Here is a 20,648-nt window from a genome sequence, read left to right as displayed (position 1 = left end):
CCCGGACTCACCCGTTCCGCCCTGGACAACCTCGCGACGAGCGGTCAGCCTGGTGACGGCGGCCACGTCGGAGTCCACGTGGCCCGGGAACCCGGAGCACGGGAGGCGTCATGAGGCTGGGCCGCAAGATCTCCGAGGGATTCGCCGTCGACCACGAGGCCGACCAGGTCGCCGCCGCCCAGGAACGGCCGCGCGCGCCGCACGCCGGTGAGCCGGAGTTCGCCGAGTGGGGCCCGGCCGTCGAGCAGCCGGCGCACTCGGGGTCCCGCGAGGACTGACCGGGTGAACGGGCTGTTCCGGCGGACCCCGCAGGAGTACCCGGCCGGCCCCCTGGAGGGGCACAAGCTGGCCTTCCCGATGCTGTCCGCGGACGGCACGACGGCCGGCTTCAGCGGCGTGACGCTCGGACGGGCGCACGTGTACCGCACCGTCGACGACGCGGTGTGCGCGCACGGCTGCCGGCACGCGTGCCCGTCGCGCTGGTGCGACTGCGGCTTCTACTGCTTCCACACCTCCTCCGACGCGCGCGAGCTGGCGTGCGCCCCCGAGCACCAGGGCGCCGTGCTGCTCGAGGTCGCGGCCTCGGGGCGGTTCCGCCGCTACGAGCTGGGCCTGCGCTACGCCCGGCAGCGGGTGCGGACGATCCGGATGCGGCCGTGCCGGTGCGGGGCCCCGGTGTCGGTGATGGCCGACACCGGCTCGGGCCAGCACGGCTGGCGCCGGCTCGAACCGGTGTGCACGCGCTGTGCGGGCGCCCGGCCGGTGCTGGCGCCGTCGCGGTTTGCCGGCCTGGCCGGGGTCGTGCTGCTGCCCGACGACGTGGCCACCGGCCCGCTGACCACCGCCGCGGCGACCGCGTTCGCCGCGCCGCCGGACCCGTCCGGGGACGACGGCGGCGCCGTCGCGACCGCGGGCGCGGTCGCGGTCCTCACCGCCGAGATGGCGCTGTTGCAGGCCCGCCTCGACGAGATGGCCCGCCAGCTCGGGCGCGCCACCGCCCGTCTCGACGAGCTCGAGGGCCGGGGGCGCCCGGCGTCAGAGCCAGACCGGTAGCGGCGCGGGGAGCTTCCCGGCGGCGTCGCGCAGGCCCTTGTCGAACGGGCGGCCCAGCAGCCAGGCGATGATGTCGTGCGCCTTGCCGCGGACCGTGCCGAGGTCGCCGGGCTCGGCGCCGTCCGGGCCCGCGGGGCCCGGCCCGAACTCGAGGGTCTCCCCGGTGCGGATCTCCTCCAGGCGCACGTGCGGGCAGCCCGGCTTGCGCTCCAGCACCGCGACGACGTCGGCGACCAGCACCTCGCGCATCGGGATCGGCAGGTCCTTGAACGACGCGCCGACGTCGAGGTCGACGGCGTGGATCCATACCTCGCGTGCCCGCGACCACGGGACGGCGGTCGCCGGCATCTCGACGCCGCGGGGGGTGCGGACGGTCGCCGACCAGGCCTTCTCCGGCATCGCCCGGACCGCGTCGGCGAGCCGGTCGGAGGACGCGACGACGTCGGCCCGGATCTCCTCCGGGCTGCGCCCCGCACCGGCCTCGATGTCGGCGTCGCGGGTGGCGCGGTCGGCGTAGGCCGGGGTCTCGGTGCCGGTGCGCGCCCAGGTCAGTAGGTTCACCATGGCGTCGGCGTTGCGGGCCAGGTGGGTGAGCACGTGCGCCCGCGACCACCCGGGCAGTGCCGACGGGGCACGGAACGCCTCGTCGCCCATCCGCGTCATCAGCCCGCGCAGGTGCGCCTGTCCGTCGCCGGCCCAGGCCAGCGCGTCGGCCGTCGGGGGCGGGACGGTGACGGCACGGCCGGCATGCCCGCCGTTCACCGCGCCGTCCGGCAGACGTTGCGGCACTCGCCGATCCCCTCCACCGCGGTCACGATCTCGCAGCCGTCGGTGAGGTAGCGCGCGGGCGTGCGGGCGTCGCCGACACCGCCGGGGGTGCCGGTCGCGATGACGTCGCCGGGGTTGAGGGTCAGGATCTCCGACAGGTAGACGACCAGGTCGAGCACGCCGAACACGAGCTGGTCGGTCGTGGAGTCCTGCATGGTCTCCCCCGACAACTCGGAGAAGATCCGCAGCGCGCCGCCGTCGGCCGGGTCGGCGGACAGCTCGTCGGGGGTGACGAGCTCCGGGCCGAGCGGGGTCGAGTGCTCCCAGGTCTTGCCCTGCAGGAACTGCTTGGTGCGGCGCTGGTAGTCGCGCATCGACACGTCGTTGAGCACGGTGTACCCGGCGATCGCGGCCCGCGCGGCCTCGGCGTCGGCGTGCCGGACCGACCGGCCGATGACGACGGCGAGCTCGGCCTCGTAGTCGACCCGGTCGGACTGCGGGGGCAGCTCGATCTCGTCGCGGGCGCCGACCAGGGCGGGCGCGAACTTGCCGAAGATCGTCGGGTACTCGGGCAGCTCGTTGCCCATCTCCAGCACGTGGTCGCGGTAGTTCAGCCCGACGCAGATGATCTTCTCGGGCGAGGGGACGAGCGGCGCGTGGTCGAGGTCGGCCGCGTCGTGCACGGGGCCGTCGGCGGCCGCGGCGTGCTCGGCCCAGTCGGGGCGCTCCAGCAGCGCACGCACGTCGGCCTCACCCGTCTCGACGGCGCTGTCGCCGTCGACGCGCACCGCCCGGTGCCCGGTCGCGGTCCGGATCGTCGCGAGCCTCATCGTGCGGGTGCCTCCCGGGTCGAGTCGTGGGTCCGGCGCAGAGTCTGCGGCACGGGCGGCCCGGGGAACAGTCAGGGGGTCGGTCGGCGCGCGTAGCGGCCGGTCACCGGGCCGACCTCACCCGATCGGGGTACGACGGTCGACGGGCGGCGACGCCCGCTGCGCCGCCGCGGGGACGCCGCCGTCCCGGACCGGGGACGGCCGGGCGGCGGCTCCACACGGTCCGTCGCGCGGGGGCGCGGGTCCCGGCCCGGCGCTCGCGGGTCCGGGACGGCCACCCGGTCAGATCGCGGCGTCGTCGTCGGCGCCGCCGCCGCGCACCGGCAGGTCGTCGAACACCGCGGGCGGCTCGGTCCAGGCGGGACGCGGCGCCCCGGCCCGGGCCGCCGCGACCGCCCGCCACACCCGCTCGGGGGTGCACGGCAGGTCGACGTGGGTGACGCCCAGGTCCGACAATGCGTCGACCACCGCGTTCTGCACCGCCGGCGTCGAGCCGATCGTCGCGGACTCGCCGATCCCCTTGGCGCCCAGCGAGTTCATCGGGGTGGGGGTCTCGGTGGTGGCCGTCTCGAAGGAGAACAGGTCCGCCGCGGTCGGGATGGTGTAGGCGGCGAGGCTGGAGGTCAGCGGCTGGCCCTCGTCGTCGAACAGGACCTCCTCGTGCAGGGCCTGCGCGACGCCCTGGGCCAGCCCGCCGTGCTGCTGGCCCTCGACGAGCAGCGGGTTGAGGATCCGCCCGCAGTCGTCGACGGCGACGTGGCGGCGCGGCCTGACCCGGCCGGTGTCGGTGTCGACCTCGACGACCGACAGGTGGGCCCCGAACGGGAACGTCGGCCCGGCCTGCTCGGAGTCCAGCCCGACGTGCAGCTCCTCCCCCGTCGCGGCGGCCTGGGCGTGGACCTGCGACCAGGTCGCGGTCGGGCCGCCGGGCACACCGGCGACGCCGAAGGTGCCGTCGTCGGTGATCTCGACGTCCTCGGCGGCGGCCTCCAGCAGGTGCGCGGCGAGCTTGCGGGCCCGCTCGTACAGCTCGTGCGCGGCCTCGGAGACCGCGGTCCCGCCGAGCTGCAGCGACCGCGACCCGCCGGTCCCGGCGCCGCGCGGGACGAGCGCGGTGTCGGACTGGACGTAGGTGATCCGGTCCATCGGGATGCCGAGCCGGTCGGAGACGAGCATCGCGAACGACGTCGCGTGCCCCTGCCCGTGCGCCGACGTCCCGGCCGAGACGGTCGCCGAGCCGTCGGGGTGCACGGTGACCGAGCCGTACTCGCCGCCCCCGCCGCCGGCGGTGACCTCGACGTAGACCGCGATCCCGATGCCGAGCCGCACCGGGTCGCCCGCCGCGCGGCGCCGGGCCTGCTCGGCGCGCAGCTCGTCGTAGCCTGCGATGCGCAGCGCCTCGCGCAGCGGCAGGTCGTAGTCGCCGACGTCGTAGGTGGCGCCGGTGGGCGTGGTGTGCGGGAACGCGTCGGGGGCGAGCAGGTTGCGCCGGCGCAGCTCGACCGGGTCCATCCCGAGCTCCGCGGCCGCGATGTCGACCAGGCGCTCCAGGTGCGCGGCGGCCTCGGGGCGGCCGGCGCCGCGGAAGGCGCCCATCGGGGTGGTGTTGGTGAGCGCGGAGACGGCGTCGTAGCGCAGGTTCGCGATGTCGTAGACGCCGGTCGCCATCAGGTAGGTGGTGCGCAGCGGCAGCGCGCCGCCGAACCCGGCGTAGGCGCCGGCGTCGCCGATCACGCGGGTGCGCAGCCCGGTCATGCGCCCGTCGCGGGTGAGGCCGAGCTCGTAGTAGCCGACCTGGCCGCGCCCGTGCGGCATCGAGACGAGGTTCTCCGAGCGGGTCTCCACCCAGGCCAGCGGGAGCCCGAGCACCCGGGCCGCGACGGCGGTCGCGGTGTGCTCGGCGAGCACACCGGCCTTCGCCCCGAAGCCGCCCCCGACGTGCGGGGCGATCACCCGCACCTGCTCGGTGTCCAGGCCGAGCAGGCCCGCGAGCTGGGCGCGGAAGCCGTGCGGCATCTGGGTGGAGACGTGCACGGTGAGCGGGAAGTCGCCGGTCGTCGGGTCGACGACGATCGCGTTGCCCTCCATCGGGACGGCCGCGACGCGCTGGTTGACCATCCGCGCGCGGACCACGACCTCGGCGCCGTCGAGCGGGTCGCCGGTCCCCCGCTCCCCCGCGGCGCGGTTGGTGCCCTGCTCGGGGAACTGGAGCTCGGCCCCGTCGGCCAGCGCGGCCTCGGGGTCGGTGACGGCGGGCAGCGGGTCGTAGTCGACCTCGACGAGCTCGGTCGCGTCGACGGCGTCCGCCCGGCTCCGTGCGACGACCATCGCGACCGCCTCGCCGACGAAGCGGACGCGGTCGGTCGCCAGCGGCGGCCGCGGCAGGTCGGGGTTGAGGACCATCAGGCCGTGGTGGGCGGGCAGGTCGAGGTCCGCGGCGGTGTATACGGCGAGCACCCCGGGCGCGGCCGCGGCCGCGTTGGTGTCGACGCCGGTGAGCCGCGCGTGCGCGAGCGGCGAACGGACGAACGCGACGTGCGCGAGACCGTCCACGCGCAGGTTGCCGACGTAGGTGCTCGCACCGGTGACGAGGTCGGCGTCCTCGACGCGGCGGACGGAGGTTCCCAGGATCGAGCCAGGCATGCGCTCCACGCTACCGCACAACCGGAGGACCGTCCGGTTAGTTCGCGGGTCACACGTCGCGTGCGTCTCCACCTGCGGTAGGTGCCCGGCGACGCCCGGTAGCGTCCCGGTCATGCCCGAGTTCCACCACACCGACGTGCTCCCGCTCGGCCCGGACGACACCGAGTACCGCGAGCTCGACCTGCCCGCGGGAACCGTGACCGAGGCTGCCGGCCGCACCTTCCTCGAGGTCCCGCCGGAGACGATCACCGGACTGGTCCGCGCCGCCGTCACCGACATCCAGCACCTGCTGCGCCCGTCGCACCTGCAGCAGCTGCGCGCCATCATCGACGACCCGGAGGCCTCCGGGAACGACCGGTTCGTCGCCACCGACCTGCTGCGCAACGCCTGCGTCTCGGCGGGCGGGGTGCTGCCGATGTGCCAGGACACCGGCACCGCGATCGTCGTCGGCAAGAAGACCGAGACCGTGCTGACCGGCGGCGACGACGAGGCCGCCGTGTCGCGCGGCGTCTTCGAGGCCTACCAGGAGCTGAACCTGCGCTACAGCCAGATGGCGCCGATCACCTTCTGGGACGAGAAGAACACCGGCACCAACCTGCCCGCGCAGGTCGAGCTGTACGCCAAGCCGGGGCGGGACCCGTACTACGAGTTCCTGGTCATGGCCAAGGGCGGCGGCTCGGCGAACAAGACCTTCCTCTACCAGGAGACGAAGGCGCTGCTGAACCCGAAGCGCCTCGCCGCGTTCCTCGACGAGAAGCTGCGCAGCCTGGGGACGGCGGCGTGCCCGCCCTACCACCTGGCGATCGTCGTCGGCGGCATGTCCGCGGAGTTCAACCTCAAGGTCGCCAAGCTCGCCTCGGCCCGCTACCTGGACAACCTGCCCACCGAGGGCTCGGCGCTGGGGCACGCGATCCGCGACACCGACCTGGAGCAGCAGGTCCTGGAGCTGACCCGCAACTTCGGCATCGGCGCCCAGTTCGGCGGCAAGTACTTCTGCCACGACGTCCGCGTCATCCGGCTGCCCCGCCACGGCGCCTCGCTGCCCGTGGGCGTCGCGGTGTCCTGCTCGGCGGACCGCCAGGCCAAGGCCAAGATCACGCCGTCGGGCGTGTACCTCGAGCAGCTCGAGCGCGACCCGGCGCAGTACCTGCCCGAGACCACCTCCTCGGACCTGTCCGACGAGGTCGTGCGCGTCGACCTGAACCGGCCGATGGACGAGATCCGCGCCCAGCTCTCGCAGCTGCCGGTGAAGACGCGGCTCTCGCTGTCCGGGCCGCTGGTCGTGGCCCGCGACATCGCGCACGCGAAGATCGCCGAGCGGCTCGACGCCGGCGAGCCGATGCCGCAGTACCTGCGCGACCACGCCGTCTACTACGCCGGTCCGGCCAAGACCCCGCAGGGCTACGCGTCGGGCTCGTTCGGCCCGACCACGGCCGGGCGGATGGACTCCTACGTGCAGCAGTTCCAGGAGGCCGGCGGGTCGCTGGTGATGCTCGCCAAGGGCAACCGGTCGAAGCAGGTCGTGGACTCCTGCGCCGCGAACGGCGGGTTCTACCTGGGCTCCATCGGCGGGCCGGCGGCCCGGCTGGCGCAGGACTGCATCCGCAAGGTCGACGTGCTCGAGTACCCCGAGCTGGGCATGGAGGCGGTCTGGAAGATCGAGGTCGAGGACTTCCCGGCGTTCGTCGTGATGGACGACAAGGGCAACGACTTCTTCGCCGACACCTCCGCGCCGACGCTGCAGGTGACGTTCCGGACCTGAGCGGTCCCCGGCGCGCCGCACACCCGTCACGGCGGGTGTGCGGCGCGGCGGCCGGCGAGCGGGGTCAGCGCAGGCGGCGCGGGCCGGCGTCGCGGCGGTCGGGCACCGGCCCGACGGTGACCCGCGCACCGGTGACGAACGCGCCCTCCGGGGAGGCCAGCACCGGGTCCAGCGACAGCGAGCGGATCTGCGGCAGGTCCTCGGTCAGCCGGCCCACCCGCAGCACGACGTCCTCCAGCGCGGCGGTGTCCACCGGCTCCGAGCCGCGGTAGCCGGTGAGCAGCGGGGCCGCCCGCGGCGCCCGGACCAGCCGCGCGGCGTCCGCGGTGGAGACCGGCAGCACGCGGTAGGCGCGGTCGTCGAGGAGCTCGGTGGCCATCCCGGACAGGCCGAACGCGATCAGCGAGCCGAACGACGGGTCGTCGACGACCTCGACCTTGCAGGACGTGCCCTTCGGGGCCATCCGCTGGACGTAGACGTCCTCGGAGCCGGTGATGCGGGCGAGCTCGGCGTGCGCGACGCGCACCGCCTCCGGCGAGCCGAGGTCGAGCCGGACACCGACGAAGTCGCCCCGGTGGCGCCACTGGTCGTCGGTCGCCTTGAGCACGACCGGGTAGCCGACCTCGTCGGCGGCGGCGAGGGTGTCGGCGACGCCTTTGGCCAGCCGGAACGTGACGACGGGCAGCCCGTAGCAGGCCAGCAGCTCGACGGCCTCGTCGTCGGTGAGGGCGTGCAGGCGGTCGGGCCCGAACGACGCGATCAGGCACCGGGCCCGCTCGGTGTCGATCCCGTCGGGGACGACGAACTCCCCCACCGGCGTGTTGCGCCATTCGGCGTAGCGGCTGACCCGGCCCAGTGCCGACGTCGCCCGCTCCGGGCTCGCGAAGCTGGGGACCGACCCGCGGCCCGGCGTGCCGTCGGCGGTGCGCACCGACAGCTCGGCCGGGATGCCCTCGGCCGCGAGGAACACGGCGATCACGGGGATGCCGGCGCCCTCGGCGGCGTCGCGCAGGGCGTGTGCGTGGGCGTGCCCGGCGACGGCGACCGGGGGGACGAAGACCGCGATCAGCGCGTCCGGGCCGGGGTCGGGCCGGGCGTCGCCGGCCGGGGCGTCACCGGGCGGGGCCTCGCCGGGCGGGGCGTCGCCGGTCGGTGGGGCGTCCGGTGCGACGGACTCGGCCGGGGCCGTGCCGGGGTCGACCGTGGCCGCGCCCGGCCCGGGCGGTGCGGCACCGGCCGGGCCGGACGGAGCGACCGGCCCGGTCGGCAGCGGAGCCCGGTCGCGCGCACCCGCCAGCGTCGAGCGGACGGCCGCGGCGAACGCCTCGGGCGAGGCCTGGGTGCCGACGTCGACCGGGTCGCCCGCCAGCTCCAGCCCCTCGTCGAGCAGGCCGTCGAGCACCAGCAGGTTGACCGCGGTGGAGTTGCCGACCACCGCGACCCGGCGTCCCCGGGGCAGCGGCTGGTGGGCGATGAGCAGGGCCGTGTCGAACATCTGCGGCAGCGTCTGCACCCGGATGACGCCGGACTGCTCGAACAGCGCCTGCACGCTCGACTCGTCGATCGAGGCCGCCACCGAGGCCAGCGACGGCAGCGGCCCGGTGTGGCGGCCGGACTTCACCGCGATCACGGGCTTGGTGCGGGCGAGGCGCCGCGCGACCCGCGCGAACTTGCGCGGGTTGCCGAAGGTCTCCAGGTAGAGCAGGACCTGGTCGGTGTTCGGGTCGGTCTGCCAGTACTGCATGAGGTCGTTGCCCGAGACGTCGGCGCGGTTGCCCGCCGACACGAACGACGACAGCCCCAGCCCGCGGCTGCGGGCGTTGGCGAGGATGGCGCTGCCCAGCGCGCCGGACTGGCAGAAGAAGCCGGTCCGCCCGGACCCGGGCAGCTGCGGGGCCAGCGTCGCGTTGAGCCGCACCGCCGGGTCGGGGTTGGCCACCCCGAGCGCGTTCGGCCCGACGACGCGCATCCCGTGCGCCCGCGCCTCGGCGACCAGGCGGCGCTCGGCGACGGTGCCGCCGTCGTCGCCGGCGTCGGCGAAGCCGGAGCTGATCACGACCAGCACCTTGACGCCCTTGGCCAGGCAGGAGTCCATGACCTCGTCGATGTTCGCCGCCGGCACCGCGACGACCGCCAGGTCGACCTCGTCCGGGATGTCGATCACCGACGGGTAGGCGCGCACGCCGCGGACCGACCGGGCGTCGGGGTTGACCGGGTAGACCGGGCCGGTGAACCCGGCGCGCAGCAGGTTGAGCAGGACCGCGTGGCCGATCTTCGTCTCGTCCGCGGACGCCCCGATCACCGCGACCGAGGACGGGTGCAGCAGGTTCGCGACGCTGCGCGCCTCGGCGGCCTGCTCGCGGGCGTAGCGCACCGCGATCGACTTCTCGGTGGGGTCGATGTCGAACTCGAGGTGCAGCACGCCCTCGGCGAAGGCGCGTTTGACCTGGTAGCCGGCCTCGCGGAAGACCCGCACCATCGCGTGGTTCTCGACGAGCACCTCGGCCTCGAACCGGGACAGACCGTTCTCCCGGGCGGCCGCGGCGAGGTGCTCGAGCAGGATCGAGCCGAGCCCGCGGGACTGGTGGTCGTCGCGGACCACGAACGCGACCTCGGCGGAGGTGACGGGCTTGTCGGTGCCCGCGCCGTCCTGGGCCGCGGCTCCGCCGCCCGCGGTCAGGCCCTCGTACCGCCCGACGGCGACGATCTCGTCGCCGAGCAGGGCGAGGAACGCGACCCGGGTGCGGTGGTCCACGACGGTGAACCGCTCCAGGTCGCGCGGCGAGATCCGCGGGTAGGGGCCGAAGTAGCGCAGGTACCGCGTGCGGTCGGACAGCTTGGAGTGGAACGCGAGCAGCGCCTCGGCGTCGCCGGGCAGGATCGGGCGCAGGTGCACGATCCCGCCGTCGGAGGCGACGACGTCGGCCTCCCAGTGCCTCGGGTAGGGGTGCTCGGTCTTCTGCGTGTCGGGCGTGGTCTCGGGCATCGTGTCGGTCAGTCCCGCGGGTCGTCGGGGTCGAGACCGTGCAGCGGGAACACCGCACGGCGGGTCTCCAGGACGGCGGAGTCCACCCGCTCCCCGAACGAGCCGCCCCACTTCTCGAACGACGGGTCGGCGCCGTCGGACATCGACACGGGCAGCGGGGCGCGGGTGTGGGTGGCGGCCAGCGCCGTCCAGTCCGCCGGGATGCTGGTGTCCGGGGCGAGGTCGCGGTCCAGCGCGACCGCGAGCAGGTGTGTCCACGAGCGCGGGACCACGCGGTACAGGGCGTACCCGCCGCCGCCGAGCACGAGCCACTTGCCGCCCGCGGTGGTCTCGGCCATCTCGCGCAGCGCGTGGTAGATCGCCCGGTGCCCGTCGACCGAGAGCTCCAGGTTGGCCAGCGGGTCCTCGGAATGGGTGTCGGCGCCGCACTCGGTGACCAGGATCTGCGGCCGGAACGACTCCAGCAGGGACGGCACGACCCCGTGGAAGGCCCGCAGCCAGCCCGCGTCCCCGGTGCCGGGCGGCAGGGAGATGTTGACCGCGTAGCCCTCGCCGTCGCCGCGCCCGACCTCGCCGGCCCAGCCGGTGCCCGGCCACAGCGTCAGCGGGTGCTGGTGCAGCGAGACCGTCAGGACCCGGGGGTCGTCGTAGAAGCAGTCCTGGACGCCGTCGCCGTGGTGGACGTCGACGTCGACGTAGGCGATGCGCTCGTAGCCCTGCTCCAGCAGCCAGGCGATGGCCACCGAGCAGTCGTTGTAGACGCAGAACCCGGCCGCGCGGTCGCGCATCGCGTGGTGCAGGCCGCCCGCCATGTTCACCGCGCGGTCGGCACGGCCCTCGGCGATCTCGCGGGCGGCGGCGATCGAGCCGCCCGCGATCAGCGACGCCGCCTCGTGCATGCCGAAGAAGATCGGGTTGTCCGCGGTGCCCAGGCCGTGCCCCACCCCGAACGGCGCCTCGGGCGCGGACTTCACGGCCGTCTGGTAGCCGGGCGTGTGCACCCGGGTCAGGTCGGTCTCGCCGGCCGGCTCCGGGACGACCGGGTCGACGCCGTCGAGCACCCCCAGCCCGCGGGAGAGCTCCATCATGAGCTCCAGGCGCACGGGGTTGAGCGGGTGGTCGTCGGACAGCTGGTAGGTCAGGAACTCCGGTGTCCACACCACCGACGTGCGAGGGCTCATGGTGCGGAACCGTATGCCAGCGTCGCGCCCACGGTCACTCCCGAGCGGCCCACGGCCGGTCCCCGGTCGCGGCCGGGCGGGCCGGGTCCGCGCTCCACTCCGACCACGAGCCGGGATAGAGCGCGGCCGGCGCCTCCGGCGTGGTGAGCCCGGCCTGCTCCAGCGCGAGGACGAGCGCGCAGGCGTTCACCCCGGACCCGCAGTAGGCCCCGGTCGCGACGCCCGGGCCCGCCCCGGCGGCCCGGAAGCGCTCCGCGAGCTCGGCCGCGGAGTACCAGCGCCCGTCGGGGCCCGCGTTCGCCGCGGCCGGGGTGTTGCGCGCCCCGGGGACGTGCCCCGCACGCGGGTCGACCGGCTCGGTCTCGCCCCGGTAGCGGGCCGCGGCGCGGGCGTCGAGCAGCACGCCGTCACGGGCCAGGGCGGCGGCGCCGTCGGCGTCGAGCACCGGCATCGCGCCGGGACGCACGACGACGTCGCCCGGCGGTGCGGGCAACGGCTCGGGTGCGCCGGCGCCGGGCCCGGACCCGGCCAGTGGCAGCCGCGCCGCCCGCCAGGCGGCGAAGCCCCCGTCGAGCACCCGGACCCGTGCGGGGTCGAGCCCGGCCCAGCGCAGCAGCCACCAGGCGCGGGCGGCGACGGAGCCGTCGCCGTCGTCGTAGGCGACGACCAGACCGGCCGGGTCGTCGTCGCGGATGCCCGCACGGCGCAGGACCTCCTGCAGCGCAGCGGGTCGCGGCAGCGGGTGGCGCCCGCCCGGACCGGGTGCGGCCGGGCCCGCGGACAGCTCGGTGTCCAGGTCGACGAACACCGCCCCGGGGACCCGCCGGGCCTCGTGGTCCTCGCGGCCGGGGGGCCCGGCGAGCCGCCAGCGGACGTCGAGCACCACCGGGCGGGCGGCGGAGCCGTCGGCCGCGGCACCCACCGCGCCCGCGAGCTCCTCGGGGGAGATCATGGAACCGGACACGCGGCCCATCCTGCCCCGGACGGGCGCGCCGTGCCGGGCACTCGGACTGGGTAGACTGGCCGACGAACGAAGGGGCCCCACGTGAACGACCTCATCGACACCACGGAGATGTACCTCCGCACCATCTACGAACTCGAGGAGGAAGGCGTCGTCCCGCTGCGCGCGCGGATCGCCGAACGCCTCGGACAGAGCGGCCCGACCGTCAGCCAGACGGTCGCCCGGATGGAACGCGACGGCCTCGTCGTCGTGGCCGGGGACCGCCACCTCGAGCTGACCGACGCCGGCCGCGGGCGCGCGGTCGCGGTCATGCGCAAGCACCGCCTCGCCGAGCGGCTGCTCATCGACGTGATCGGGCTCGAGTGGGAGCTCGTGCACGCCGAGGCCTGCCGGTGGGAGCACGTCATGAGCGAGGACGTGGAGCGCAAGCTCGTCCGCCTGCTCGACAAGCCCACCGTCTCGCCCTACGGCAATCCCATCCCGGGTCTGGAGGAGCTGGAGCGCGGCGACGACTCGACCTCGGCGTCGTCGTCGGTGCCGCCGTCGCTCGAGGTCGGCCTGCAGCGGCTCGACGAGCTGGCCCGCCGCGGCGGGGGCGCGGTGGAGGTCCGCCGCATCGCCGAGCACGTGCAGCTCGACTCCGACCTGATGGGCGAGCTGAAGCTCGCGGGCATCGTCCCCGGCAACACCGTCGAGGTCGGCCCGATCTCGCGCTTCGGCGACCCGGTCCCGGTCACCGCCGAGGGTGAGCAGGCGACCGTGGCGCCGCTGGTGGCGCACGCGGTGCTCGTCCGCGCCGTCTGACGGCGCGGGTCCGGCGCCCCGGCCGCCGCCGTCCGGGGGAACGCAGGAGCCCCGGCCCGCCCGTGAGAGGGTCGGGCCGGCAAGGCTCATCGGCGGGAGGAACCGGAAGTGAAGCTGCTCGTCACCGGCGGTGCGGGATACGTCGGCAGCGTGTGTGCCGCGCACCTGCTCGGTGCCGGACACGAGGTCGTCGTGCTCGACGACCTGTCCACCGGGCACCGCGACGCCGTCCCGGCCGGGGCGGAGTTCGTGGAGGGCGAGCTCGGTGCGCGTTCCGGTGAGGTCCTCGCCCGCGGCGGCTTCGACGGCGTGCTGCACTTCGCGGCCCGCTCGCTGGTCGGGGAGTCGGTCGAGAAGCCCGAGAAGTACTGGGACGGCAACGTCGTCGCCTCGTTCCGGCTGCTCGAGGCCGTCCGCGAGCACGGCGTCGGACGGCTGGTGTTCTCCTCCACCGCCGCCACCTACGGCGAGCCCGACGAGGTCCCGATCCCGGAGACCGCGCCGACGCGCCCGACCAACCCCTACGGCGCCAGCAAGCTCGCCATCGACCACATGATCACCTCGTACGCGGCGGCGCACGGCCTGGCCGCGACGAGCCTGCGCTACTTCAACGTCGCCGGGGCGCACCTGACCGCCGACGCGCGGCTCGGCGAGCGGCACGCCGTCGAGACCCACCTGATCCCGCTGGTGCTGCAGGTCGCGGCCGGCACCCGCGAGTCGATCTCGGTCTACGGCGACGACTGGCCCACCCCCGACGGGTCGTGCGTGCGCGACTACATCCACGTCGACGACCTCGCCGAGGCCCACCTGCTCGCGCTGACCCACGCCGCCGGGGGCCGCCACGACGTCTACAACCTCGGCAGCGGGCAGGGCTTCTCCGTGCTGGAGGTCGTGCAGGCCTGCCGCACGGTGACCGGTCACCCGATCCCGGCCGTCGTCGCGCCGCGCCGCGCCGGTGACCCCGCGGTGCTGGTCGCCTCGAGCGAGCAGGCCGCCCGCAGGCTCGGCTGGAAGCCCTCGCGCACCGAGATCGAGACCATCGTCACCGACGCGTGGGAGTTCGCCCGGTCCCGCTGACACGCGGGCCGTCGCGCTCAGCACGGTGCCCACCCCGCCCCGGGACCGGAGCCGGGGGCAGGCTCCGGGTCGAGCATCGCGGTGAGCAGCCGCCGCAGGCCCGCCGGGCCCGCCCACTCCCCCGCCGGCGAGCCCGGCGCCAGCGTGCCGTGCAGGCAGGTCGCGACGACCGAGGCGAGGACGTGGTCCGGCCGCTCGCGCAGGGCCCGCTCCACCGCACCGGTCGCGAGCGCGCCGTCGCCGCGCAGCAGCGCGCACACCGCGAGCAGGGCCAGCGGGTGCGCACGCTCCGGCGACGGCAGCGCCCGCACCAGGACCGCCCACAGCTGCTCGGCGTGCGGGGCGTCGGACCCGAGGCAGCGGCGCAGCGCCTCGTCGCGCACCCCACCGACCGCGAGGGCCCGGCACAGGGCCAGCGCGAGCCGGTCGCCGACGTGCAGGCGCCCCTCGGCGGCCGCGTCGAGACAGGCGTCGACGAGCTCCACACCGGCGGCCGGCGGGACCCGGGCGGGCCCGGACCCGGCGGCGAGCAGCCGGGCGCGGCGCAGCTGGTCCGCGACGTCCGCGGCGCCCGGGTCGAGCTGGGCCAGCACCGCGGCACGGTCGGGCAGCACCGCCCGTCCGCCGTGCACCGCGGCGGCCACGCCGAGCGGAGCGGACGCGGGGTCGCTCAGGACCCCGGCCCGCTCGCCGGGCCCCTCACCGCGCGGCCCGGGCGGGTCCAGGTGCTCCCAGCGGTCCCCGGCCCGGGTGCCGGTCGCCCACAGGACCGCGACCGGCTCGATCCCGGCCGCGCGCAGCGCGGTACGGGTGGCGCGGGCGACGTCGCGCCGCACCGTGGCCCGCACGACGACGGCGTACGCGCGGGCGGGGCGCGCACCGGCCAGGACCGCCACCGCGTCCGCGCAGGTGGCGCGTACCGACGCCGCCGACCGAGGCAGGTCCACCCGCACGGTCAGCCCGACCCGGCTCGGCCCCGGTCCGCCGTGCAGCGCCACCAGCACCAACGAGTCGCGCGGGTGGAAGCCGACGAGCACCGGGACCGCGGCGACGAGGTCGCCGGGGCGGTCCAGGTGCAGGCGCGGCAAGCCCGGTGCGGACGGCGGCCACGGTGCGGACGGGGCCGGGTCGGCGGCCGGTTCGGCGGTCGGTTCGGGGCGGGGGCGGGCGGTCATGGCCCCACCGTCGCCGGGCGGGCCGTCGTCCGGGACCCCCTCACCCGCACGGCTGTGGACACCGGGTGCCCGAACCCCTTGGTGAGGGGCTGTCGTGGATGGTTCCGGCGGTGCGGTCGGGGCTGTCGGTGCCGCGTGCTAGGTGCGCCGCCCGAGCCGCTTGCGCCACGCGGTGAACGAGGTGACCGGCCCGGCGTGCGGGCGGTGCAGCCACGGCCACGGGTGCACCCGCACCGGCCGGACCGCCGCGGAGCGGGTGGCGAAGCCGGGCACCGGGGCGTGGGTGACCGCGACGTCGGTCCCGTCGAGCTCGTCGGGGACCCGGCCGCGGTGGACCCGCACGGCCCGGCGTTCGCCCAGGTCGGCGAGGGTCTCGGCGAGGAACACCAGCCGCTTGCCCGACAGCCGGAGCCGGCGCAGCAGCGGCTCGTCGAACACGAAGACCGCGGGCAGGTCGGGGTGCGCGTCCAGGGCCGGGTCGGCGTCGCCGAGGGACTCCGCGGTCAGCCAGACCGCCTCCGGGTCGCCGTCGCCGACCGGTGCGGACGGGCCGCCGGTCGCCTCCGGGTCGGGGTCCGAGCGCAGCCGGGGGTCCCGCTCGGGGGCCGGCCGCGACGGCGGGTCGTCGGGCCACTGCTCGATCGGGCAGGCGTCGGACAGCGCGCAGTCGCGGCACAGCTGCGGGGCCCGCTTGCGGACCTGCCACCGGGAGAACCCGTACGGCTTGCCGGTCCCGGCGCCGACGGTCCACTGCCAGCCCAGCCGGTTGGCGGCGCGGGAGCCGTCGAGCAGGTGGGCGAAGAACTCGCTCTCCCCGCCGGCCCACTCGTGCCCGGCGCGCACCGTCCACTGCGAGGACATCCACATCCGGGTCTGGTTCACCAGCCAGCCGTCGGTGTGCAGCTCGGTCAGGCAGGCGTCGACGCAGGCCATCTCCGCGGGCCACGGCTCGTCCCAGCCCGCCCGTGCGCGGGCCGGGGCCGCCCGCAGCGCCGAGCGGGTGCGCGTGCCGAGCCGGGCGTAGAGGTGGCGGGCGTACTCCTGCCAGCACAGCTCGTCGCGGAACTTCGTGCGGTCGCGCGCGGGGGCGTCCGCGGCCGCGTCCCAGGCGGTGGGCAGGTCGATCAGGCCGTGCCGGATCCACGGCGACAGCCGGGTCGCCCCGCGGCGTGACACCGGGAGCACCTCGTTGCGCCGGCGGGCGTAGCCGGTGAGGTCGAGCGCGGCGAGAGCGGCGTCGGCGGCGGTCTGGCCACCGCGGAACGCACCCGACGCGACCGGCTCGTCGCGGCAGAGGTCGCCGAGGTGCTCGCGGACCCAGCCGGTCGCGGCGTCCGGGGTCGGGGTGGGCAGGTGCACCGCAGCAGTCTGCGACGCCCCGGGGCCGCCCGCGCGCCGAGCCTGCACGAATGTTCTCGGGCCCGCAGGTGTGCACCGCGGTGCCCGGACGGTAGGAAAGCACCCATGCGCGTGTATCTGGGCGTCGACATCGGCACGTCGGGCTCGAAGGGCGTCCTCGTCGACGCCGACGGCCGGGTGCTGGCCCGTGCCGACCGCGCGCACGACACGGCGCAGCCGCAGCCCGGCCACGTCGAGCACGACGCCGAGACGATCTGGTGGGGCGACTTCACCGCGGTCGTGCGCGAGCTCCTGCCCGCGGTGGAGGGCGCCGAGCTCGCCGGGCTCGGCGTCTCGGGCATCGGCCCGACGCTGCTGCCCGCCGACGGCGACGGCCGCCCGCTGCGCCCCGCCATCCTCTACGGCGTCGACACCCGCGCCGGCACCGAGATCGAGGAGCTGAACGCCGAGCTCGGCGAGGACGCGATCCTGGCCCGCGCCGGGACCCCGCTGTCCTCGCAGGCGGTCGGCCCGAAGTGGCGCTGGCTCGCCCGGCACGAGCCGGAGGTGTTCGCGCGCACCGAGATGTTCCTGATGTGCTCGTCCTACCTGGTGCACCGGCTCACCGGCGAGTACGTGCTCGACCACCACTCGGCCAGCCAGTGCGACCCCATGTACGACCTGACCGCGGCCGCCTGGGCGCCGGACTGGGCCGAGCGCACCGCCCCCGGCCTCACGCTGCCGCGGCTGCTGTGGCCGACCGAGGTCGCCGGGCGGGTCACCGCCGCGGCCGCCGCGGCGACCGGCCTGCCCGAGGGGCTGCCGGTCACCGCGGGCACCGTCGACGCCTGGGCCGAGGCCACCAGCGCGGGCGTCACCGGCGCCGGCGAGGTCATGGTCATGTACGGGACCACGATGTTCCTCATCGAGGTCATCGACCGGCCCCGCCCGCACCCGGCGATGTGGACGACCCGCGGCGTCGTCCCCGGCACGTTCACCCTCGCCGCGGGCATGGCGACGTCCGGGGCGATCACCAGCTGGCTGCGCGACCTCACCGGCGAGGGGTTCGCCGGGCTCGTCGCCGAGGCCGCCGAGGTGCCGCCGGGCAGCGGCGGGCTGCTCCTGCTGCCCTACTTCGCCGGGGAGCGCACACCGCTGTTCGACCCGGACGCACGCGGCGTGCTCGCCGGGCTCACCACCGGGCACACCCGCGGGGAGGTCTACCGCGCCGCGCTGGAGGGCATCGCGCACGGCGTGCGCCACAACCTGGAGGTCATGCGGTCCGCGGGCGGCGGGACGAAGCGCCTGGTCGCCGTCGGCGGCGGGGTGCAGGGCGGGCTGTGGACCCGGATCGTCACCGACGTGACCGGCGTTCCGCAGGACGTCCCGGAGCAGACCGTCGGCGCCGCGCTCGGCGACGCGTGGTTCGCCGCCGTCGCCACCGGGGCCGAGCCGCGGCTGCGGGACTGGAACCCGGTGGCCCGCACGATCGAGCCCGACCCGGCCGCCCGCGAGGTCTACGACCGCTTCCATCCGCACTACCGCTCGCTCTACACCGCGACGCGCGAGACCGCGCACTTCCTGGCCGACGAGCGGAGGCGCTCGCACCGGGCGTGACACGCTGTTCACGCGGGAGCGGTTGCCCGCGTCCCGCCGCGCCACCACGCTGTCCCGGTGAGCGCCGACGAGTCCCACGACTACGACCTGATGGTGATCGGCTCCGGTCCCGGCGGGCAGAAGGCCGCGATCGCCGCGGCCAAGCTCGGCAAGCGGGTCGCGATCGCCGACCGCGGCCACATGATGGGCGGGGTCTGCGTCAACACCGGCACCATCCCGTCGAAGACGCTGCGCGAGGCCGTGCTGTACCTGTCGGGGTTCAGCCAGCGCGAGATGTACGGCGCCAGCTACCGGGTCAAGTCCGAGATCACCATCGACGACCTGCTCGCCCGCACCCACCACGTCATCGGCCGCGAGACCGAGATCGTGCGCAACCAGCTGCTGCGCAACCACGTCGACATCCTCACCGGCACGGCACGGTTCACCGACCCGCACACGGTGCTCGTCGAGGGGGCCGGGCGCGGTGACCACAACCGGGTCACCGCGGCGCACGTCGTGATCGCGACCGGCACCCGCCCGGCGCGGCCGGACACCGTCGCCTTCGACGGCGAGCGGGTCGTCGACTCCGACCAGGTGCTGCAGCTCGGACGGGTGCCCGGCTCGATGGTCGTCGTCGGCGCCGGCGTGATCGGCATCGAGTACGCGTCGATGTTCGCCGCGCTCGGCACGCGCGTCACGGTCGTGGAGAAGCGCGAGGGCATGCTCGGGTTCTGCGACCCCGAGGTCGTGGAGTCACTGAAGTTCCACCTGCGCGACTCGGCGGTGACCTTCCGCTTCGGCGAGGAGGTCTCCTCGGTCGAGGTGAACGGCCGCGGCACGGTGACCAGCCTGGCCAGCGGCAAGAAGATCCCCGCCGACATGGTCATGTACTCCGCGGGGCGGCAGGGCATGACCGAGGAGCTGGGTCTGGACGCGGCGGGCGTCGTCGCCGACGACCGGGGCCGGATCCAGGTCGACAAGCAGTTCCGGACCTCGGTGGAGCACATCGCGGCGGTCGGGGACGTCATCGGCTTCCCCGCGCTGGCCTCGACCAGCATGGACCAGGGACGGCTCGCCGCGTACCACCTGTTCGGCGAGCCGGTGCGCGAGCTGCACGAGCTGCAGCCCATCGGCATCTACACGATCCCGGAGATCTCGTTCTGCGGGCGGACCGAGGCCGAGCTGACCGCGGCGGCGGTCCCGTACGAGACGGGCCTGGCCCGCTACCGCGAGCTCGCCCGCGGCGCGATCGTCGGCGACTCCTACGGCATGCTCAAGCTGCTGGTCTCCCCCGACGACCACACCCTGCTCGGCGTGCACGTGTTCGGCACCAACGCCACCGACCTCGTCCACATCGGGCAGGCCATCATGGGGTGCGGCGGCAGCGTGGACTACCTGGTCGACACGGTCCTGAACTACCCGACGCTGTCGGAGGCCTACAAGGTGGCCGCGCTCGACGCCACGAACAAGATCCGCGCCCTGGAGGCCGTCGAGCGGGGCGATCAGGTGTAGGAGAAGCCGTTCGCGTCGAGCCAGGGCTTCGGGTTGATCTTGGTGCCGCTGGGGTCGACGACCTCGATGTGCAGGTGCGGGCCGGTGGACTGGCCGCGGTTGCCGACCTCGGCGATCTGCTGGCCCGCGGCGACGGTCTGCCCCACCGACACCAGCGAGCGGTTGATGTGGCCGTAGACGGTGATCGTGCCGTCGGCGTGGCGCACCCGGACCCACATGCCGAAACCGCTGGCCGGGCCGGAGCTGATCACCGTGCCGGCGAGCGGCACGTGGATCGGCGTCCCGATCGGCGCGGCGATGTCCAGGCCCATGTGCCGGGTGCCCCAGCGCGACCCGAACCCGGAGGTGACGCGGCCGGTCACGATCGAGACGGCGCCGCCCGCGGACGCGGACTGCAGGCTGCCCGTCGCGCCGGCGGCGCGGGCGGCCTCGACGGCGCGGGCCCGCTCGGCGGCGGCCTTCTGCACCTGCTCGACCGAGCTGGACGCGGCGTCGACGGCCTTCGTGGCACTGCCGCGCACGGTGTCGGCGGTGGCCGCGGCGCGGGCGACGGCCGACGGTCCGGTGGCCGCCGGGGTGGCCAGCGAGGCGATCGTGTCGGCGTCGGCGATCGGGGCGCCCGGGGCGTCGTCGGCCGCGGCGCGCGGCGCGGGGATCGCGGCCGCGTCCGCGGCGGAGGCGGCGGACGTGGTGCCGAACCAGGAGGTCACGGTCGCGTGCAGGTCGCCGGAGCCGACGCCGGCCTGCGCGGTGGCCGCGATCCCGCCGACCGCGACGACGGCCGCGGCGATCCGGGTCGGGACCGAGAAGCGCGAGCCGTCCTCGTCGCCGCGCGTGTGCCGCACGTGGGGGCCTGCCGGGAACGAGCCGACCGGGGTCCCGAGCCCGGCGACCGCGAACTGCGGCGCCAGGAGCGCGAGACTCGCATGCCGGCTCCGGGGGGAGCGATGCCGTGCCACGAT

Annotated in this window: 16 protein-coding genes; 7 read left to right on the top strand and 9 right to left on the bottom strand. The window is 75.7% G+C overall.

From position 1 onward, the window contains the following. Positions 1-110: 110 nt before the first annotated feature. Together WJX68_RS00155 and WJX68_RS00150 are read left to right on the top strand one after the other, a co-directional pair. Complete coding sequence (locus tag WJX68_RS00155; RefSeq protein WP_340285334.1) at positions 111-278, top strand: hypothetical protein; 168 nt, start codon at positions 111-113, stop codon at positions 276-278. 4 nt (positions 279-282) lie between these two features. Further along, on the top strand, positions 283-1,053 hold the full coding sequence (locus WJX68_RS00150) for a hypothetical protein (protein WP_340285332.1): 771 nt from the start codon (positions 283-285) through the stop codon (positions 1,051-1,053). On the opposite strand, the gene WJX68_RS00145 is transcribed toward WJX68_RS00150, so the two are convergent. The 3 genes from WJX68_RS00145 to WJX68_RS00135 form a co-directional block, all read right to left on the bottom strand. Next, on the bottom strand, positions 1,036-1,815 hold the full coding sequence (locus WJX68_RS00145) for a maleylpyruvate isomerase family mycothiol-dependent enzyme (protein WP_340285330.1): 780 nt from the start codon (positions 1,813-1,815) through the stop codon (positions 1,036-1,038). The genes WJX68_RS00150 and WJX68_RS00145 overlap by 18 nt on opposite strands. After that, positions 1,812-2,651: a fumarylacetoacetate hydrolase family protein gene (locus WJX68_RS00140; protein WP_340285329.1), complete on the bottom strand. Its 840-nt coding sequence runs from the start codon at positions 2,649-2,651 to the stop codon at positions 1,812-1,814. The genes WJX68_RS00145 and WJX68_RS00140 overlap by 4 nt, the downstream gene beginning before the upstream one ends. A gap of 282 nt (positions 2,652-2,933) precedes the next feature. Further along, the gene (locus WJX68_RS00135; protein WP_340285328.1) at positions 2,934-5,294 is read right to left on the bottom strand and encodes a xanthine dehydrogenase family protein molybdopterin-binding subunit; all 2,361 of its coding nucleotides are present in this window, start codon (positions 5,292-5,294) and stop codon (positions 2,934-2,936) included. Between the two features lie 112 nt (positions 5,295-5,406). On the opposite strand from WJX68_RS00135, the gene WJX68_RS00130 reads away from it, so the two are divergent. Continuing rightward, positions 5,407-7,056, top strand: a complete 1,650-nt coding sequence (locus tag WJX68_RS00130) for a fumarate hydratase (RefSeq protein WP_340285326.1) — start codon at positions 5,407-5,409, stop codon at positions 7,054-7,056. A 64-nt stretch (positions 7,057-7,120) separates the two neighbouring features. Here WJX68_RS00130 and WJX68_RS00125 read toward each other — a convergent pair whose 3' ends face one another. Genes WJX68_RS00125 through WJX68_RS00115 form a run of 3 tightly spaced genes read right to left on the bottom strand, consistent with a single transcriptional unit; the run spans position 7,121 to position 12,196 of the window. Then, entirely contained in the window at positions 7,121-10,042 is a 2,922-nt protein-coding gene (locus WJX68_RS00125) for a bifunctional acetate--CoA ligase family protein/GNAT family N-acetyltransferase (protein WP_340285325.1), read from the bottom strand. 8 nt (positions 10,043-10,050) lie between these two features. After that, complete coding sequence (locus WJX68_RS00120) at positions 10,051-11,223, bottom strand: acetoin utilization protein AcuC (RefSeq protein WP_340285324.1); 1,173 nt, start codon at positions 11,221-11,223, stop codon at positions 10,051-10,053. Between the two features lie 34 nt (positions 11,224-11,257). Continuing rightward, the gene (locus WJX68_RS00115; protein ID WP_422785625.1) at positions 11,258-12,196 is read right to left on the bottom strand and encodes a sulfurtransferase; all 939 of its coding nucleotides are present in this window, start codon (positions 12,194-12,196) and stop codon (positions 11,258-11,260) included. A gap of 72 nt (positions 12,197-12,268) precedes the next feature. On the opposite strand from WJX68_RS00115, the gene WJX68_RS00110 reads away from it, so the two are divergent. Next, positions 12,269-12,988 (top strand): iron-dependent transcriptional repressor DtxR, encoded by a 720-nt coding sequence (locus WJX68_RS00110; RefSeq protein WP_340285323.1) that lies wholly within the window; start codon positions 12,269-12,271, stop codon positions 12,986-12,988. Between the two features lie 108 nt (positions 12,989-13,096). Continuing rightward, on the top strand, positions 13,097-14,065 hold the full coding sequence (galE, locus tag WJX68_RS00105; protein WP_340285322.1) for a UDP-glucose 4-epimerase GalE: 969 nt from the start codon (positions 13,097-13,099) through the stop codon (positions 14,063-14,065). A 17-nt stretch (positions 14,066-14,082) separates the two neighbouring features. Here galE and WJX68_RS00100 read toward each other — a convergent pair whose 3' ends face one another. Together WJX68_RS00100 and WJX68_RS00095 are read right to left on the bottom strand one after the other, a co-directional pair. Next, positions 14,083-15,240 (bottom strand): DUF4192 domain-containing protein, encoded by a 1,158-nt coding sequence (locus WJX68_RS00100; RefSeq protein ID WP_340285321.1) that lies wholly within the window; start codon positions 15,238-15,240, stop codon positions 14,083-14,085. A 138-nt stretch (positions 15,241-15,378) separates the two neighbouring features. Next, a complete protein-coding gene (locus WJX68_RS00095) occupies positions 15,379-16,599 on the bottom strand; it encodes an FAD-binding domain-containing protein (RefSeq protein WP_340285319.1) in 1,221 nt (406 codons plus the stop codon). Between the two features lie 105 nt (positions 16,600-16,704). On the opposite strand from WJX68_RS00095, the gene WJX68_RS00090 reads away from it, so the two are divergent. Together WJX68_RS00090 and sthA are read left to right on the top strand one after the other, a co-directional pair. Then, positions 16,705-18,195, top strand: coding sequence for an FGGY-family carbohydrate kinase (locus WJX68_RS00090; RefSeq protein WP_340285318.1), 1,491 nt, complete (start codon positions 16,705-16,707; stop codon positions 18,193-18,195). Positions 18,196-18,252: 57 nt separating this feature from the next. After that, complete coding sequence (gene sthA / locus WJX68_RS00085; RefSeq protein ID WP_340285316.1) at positions 18,253-19,686, top strand: Si-specific NAD(P)(+) transhydrogenase; 1,434 nt, start codon at positions 18,253-18,255, stop codon at positions 19,684-19,686. On the opposite strand, the gene WJX68_RS00080 is transcribed toward sthA, so the two are convergent. Continuing rightward, on the bottom strand, positions 19,677-20,531 hold the full coding sequence (locus WJX68_RS00080; RefSeq protein ID WP_340285315.1) for a M23 family metallopeptidase: 855 nt from the start codon (positions 20,529-20,531) through the stop codon (positions 19,677-19,679). The genes sthA and WJX68_RS00080 overlap by 10 nt on opposite strands. Positions 20,532-20,648 lie beyond the last annotated feature (117 nt).

This window comes from Pseudonocardia spirodelae (genome assembly GCF_037727765.1).
GTDB classification, from domain to species: Bacteria; Actinomycetota; Actinomycetes; order Mycobacteriales; family Pseudonocardiaceae; genus Pseudonocardia; species Pseudonocardia spirodelae.
The sequence above is the reverse complement of the archived record's forward strand: the minus strand, read 5'-3'. Positions and strand labels throughout refer to the sequence as shown.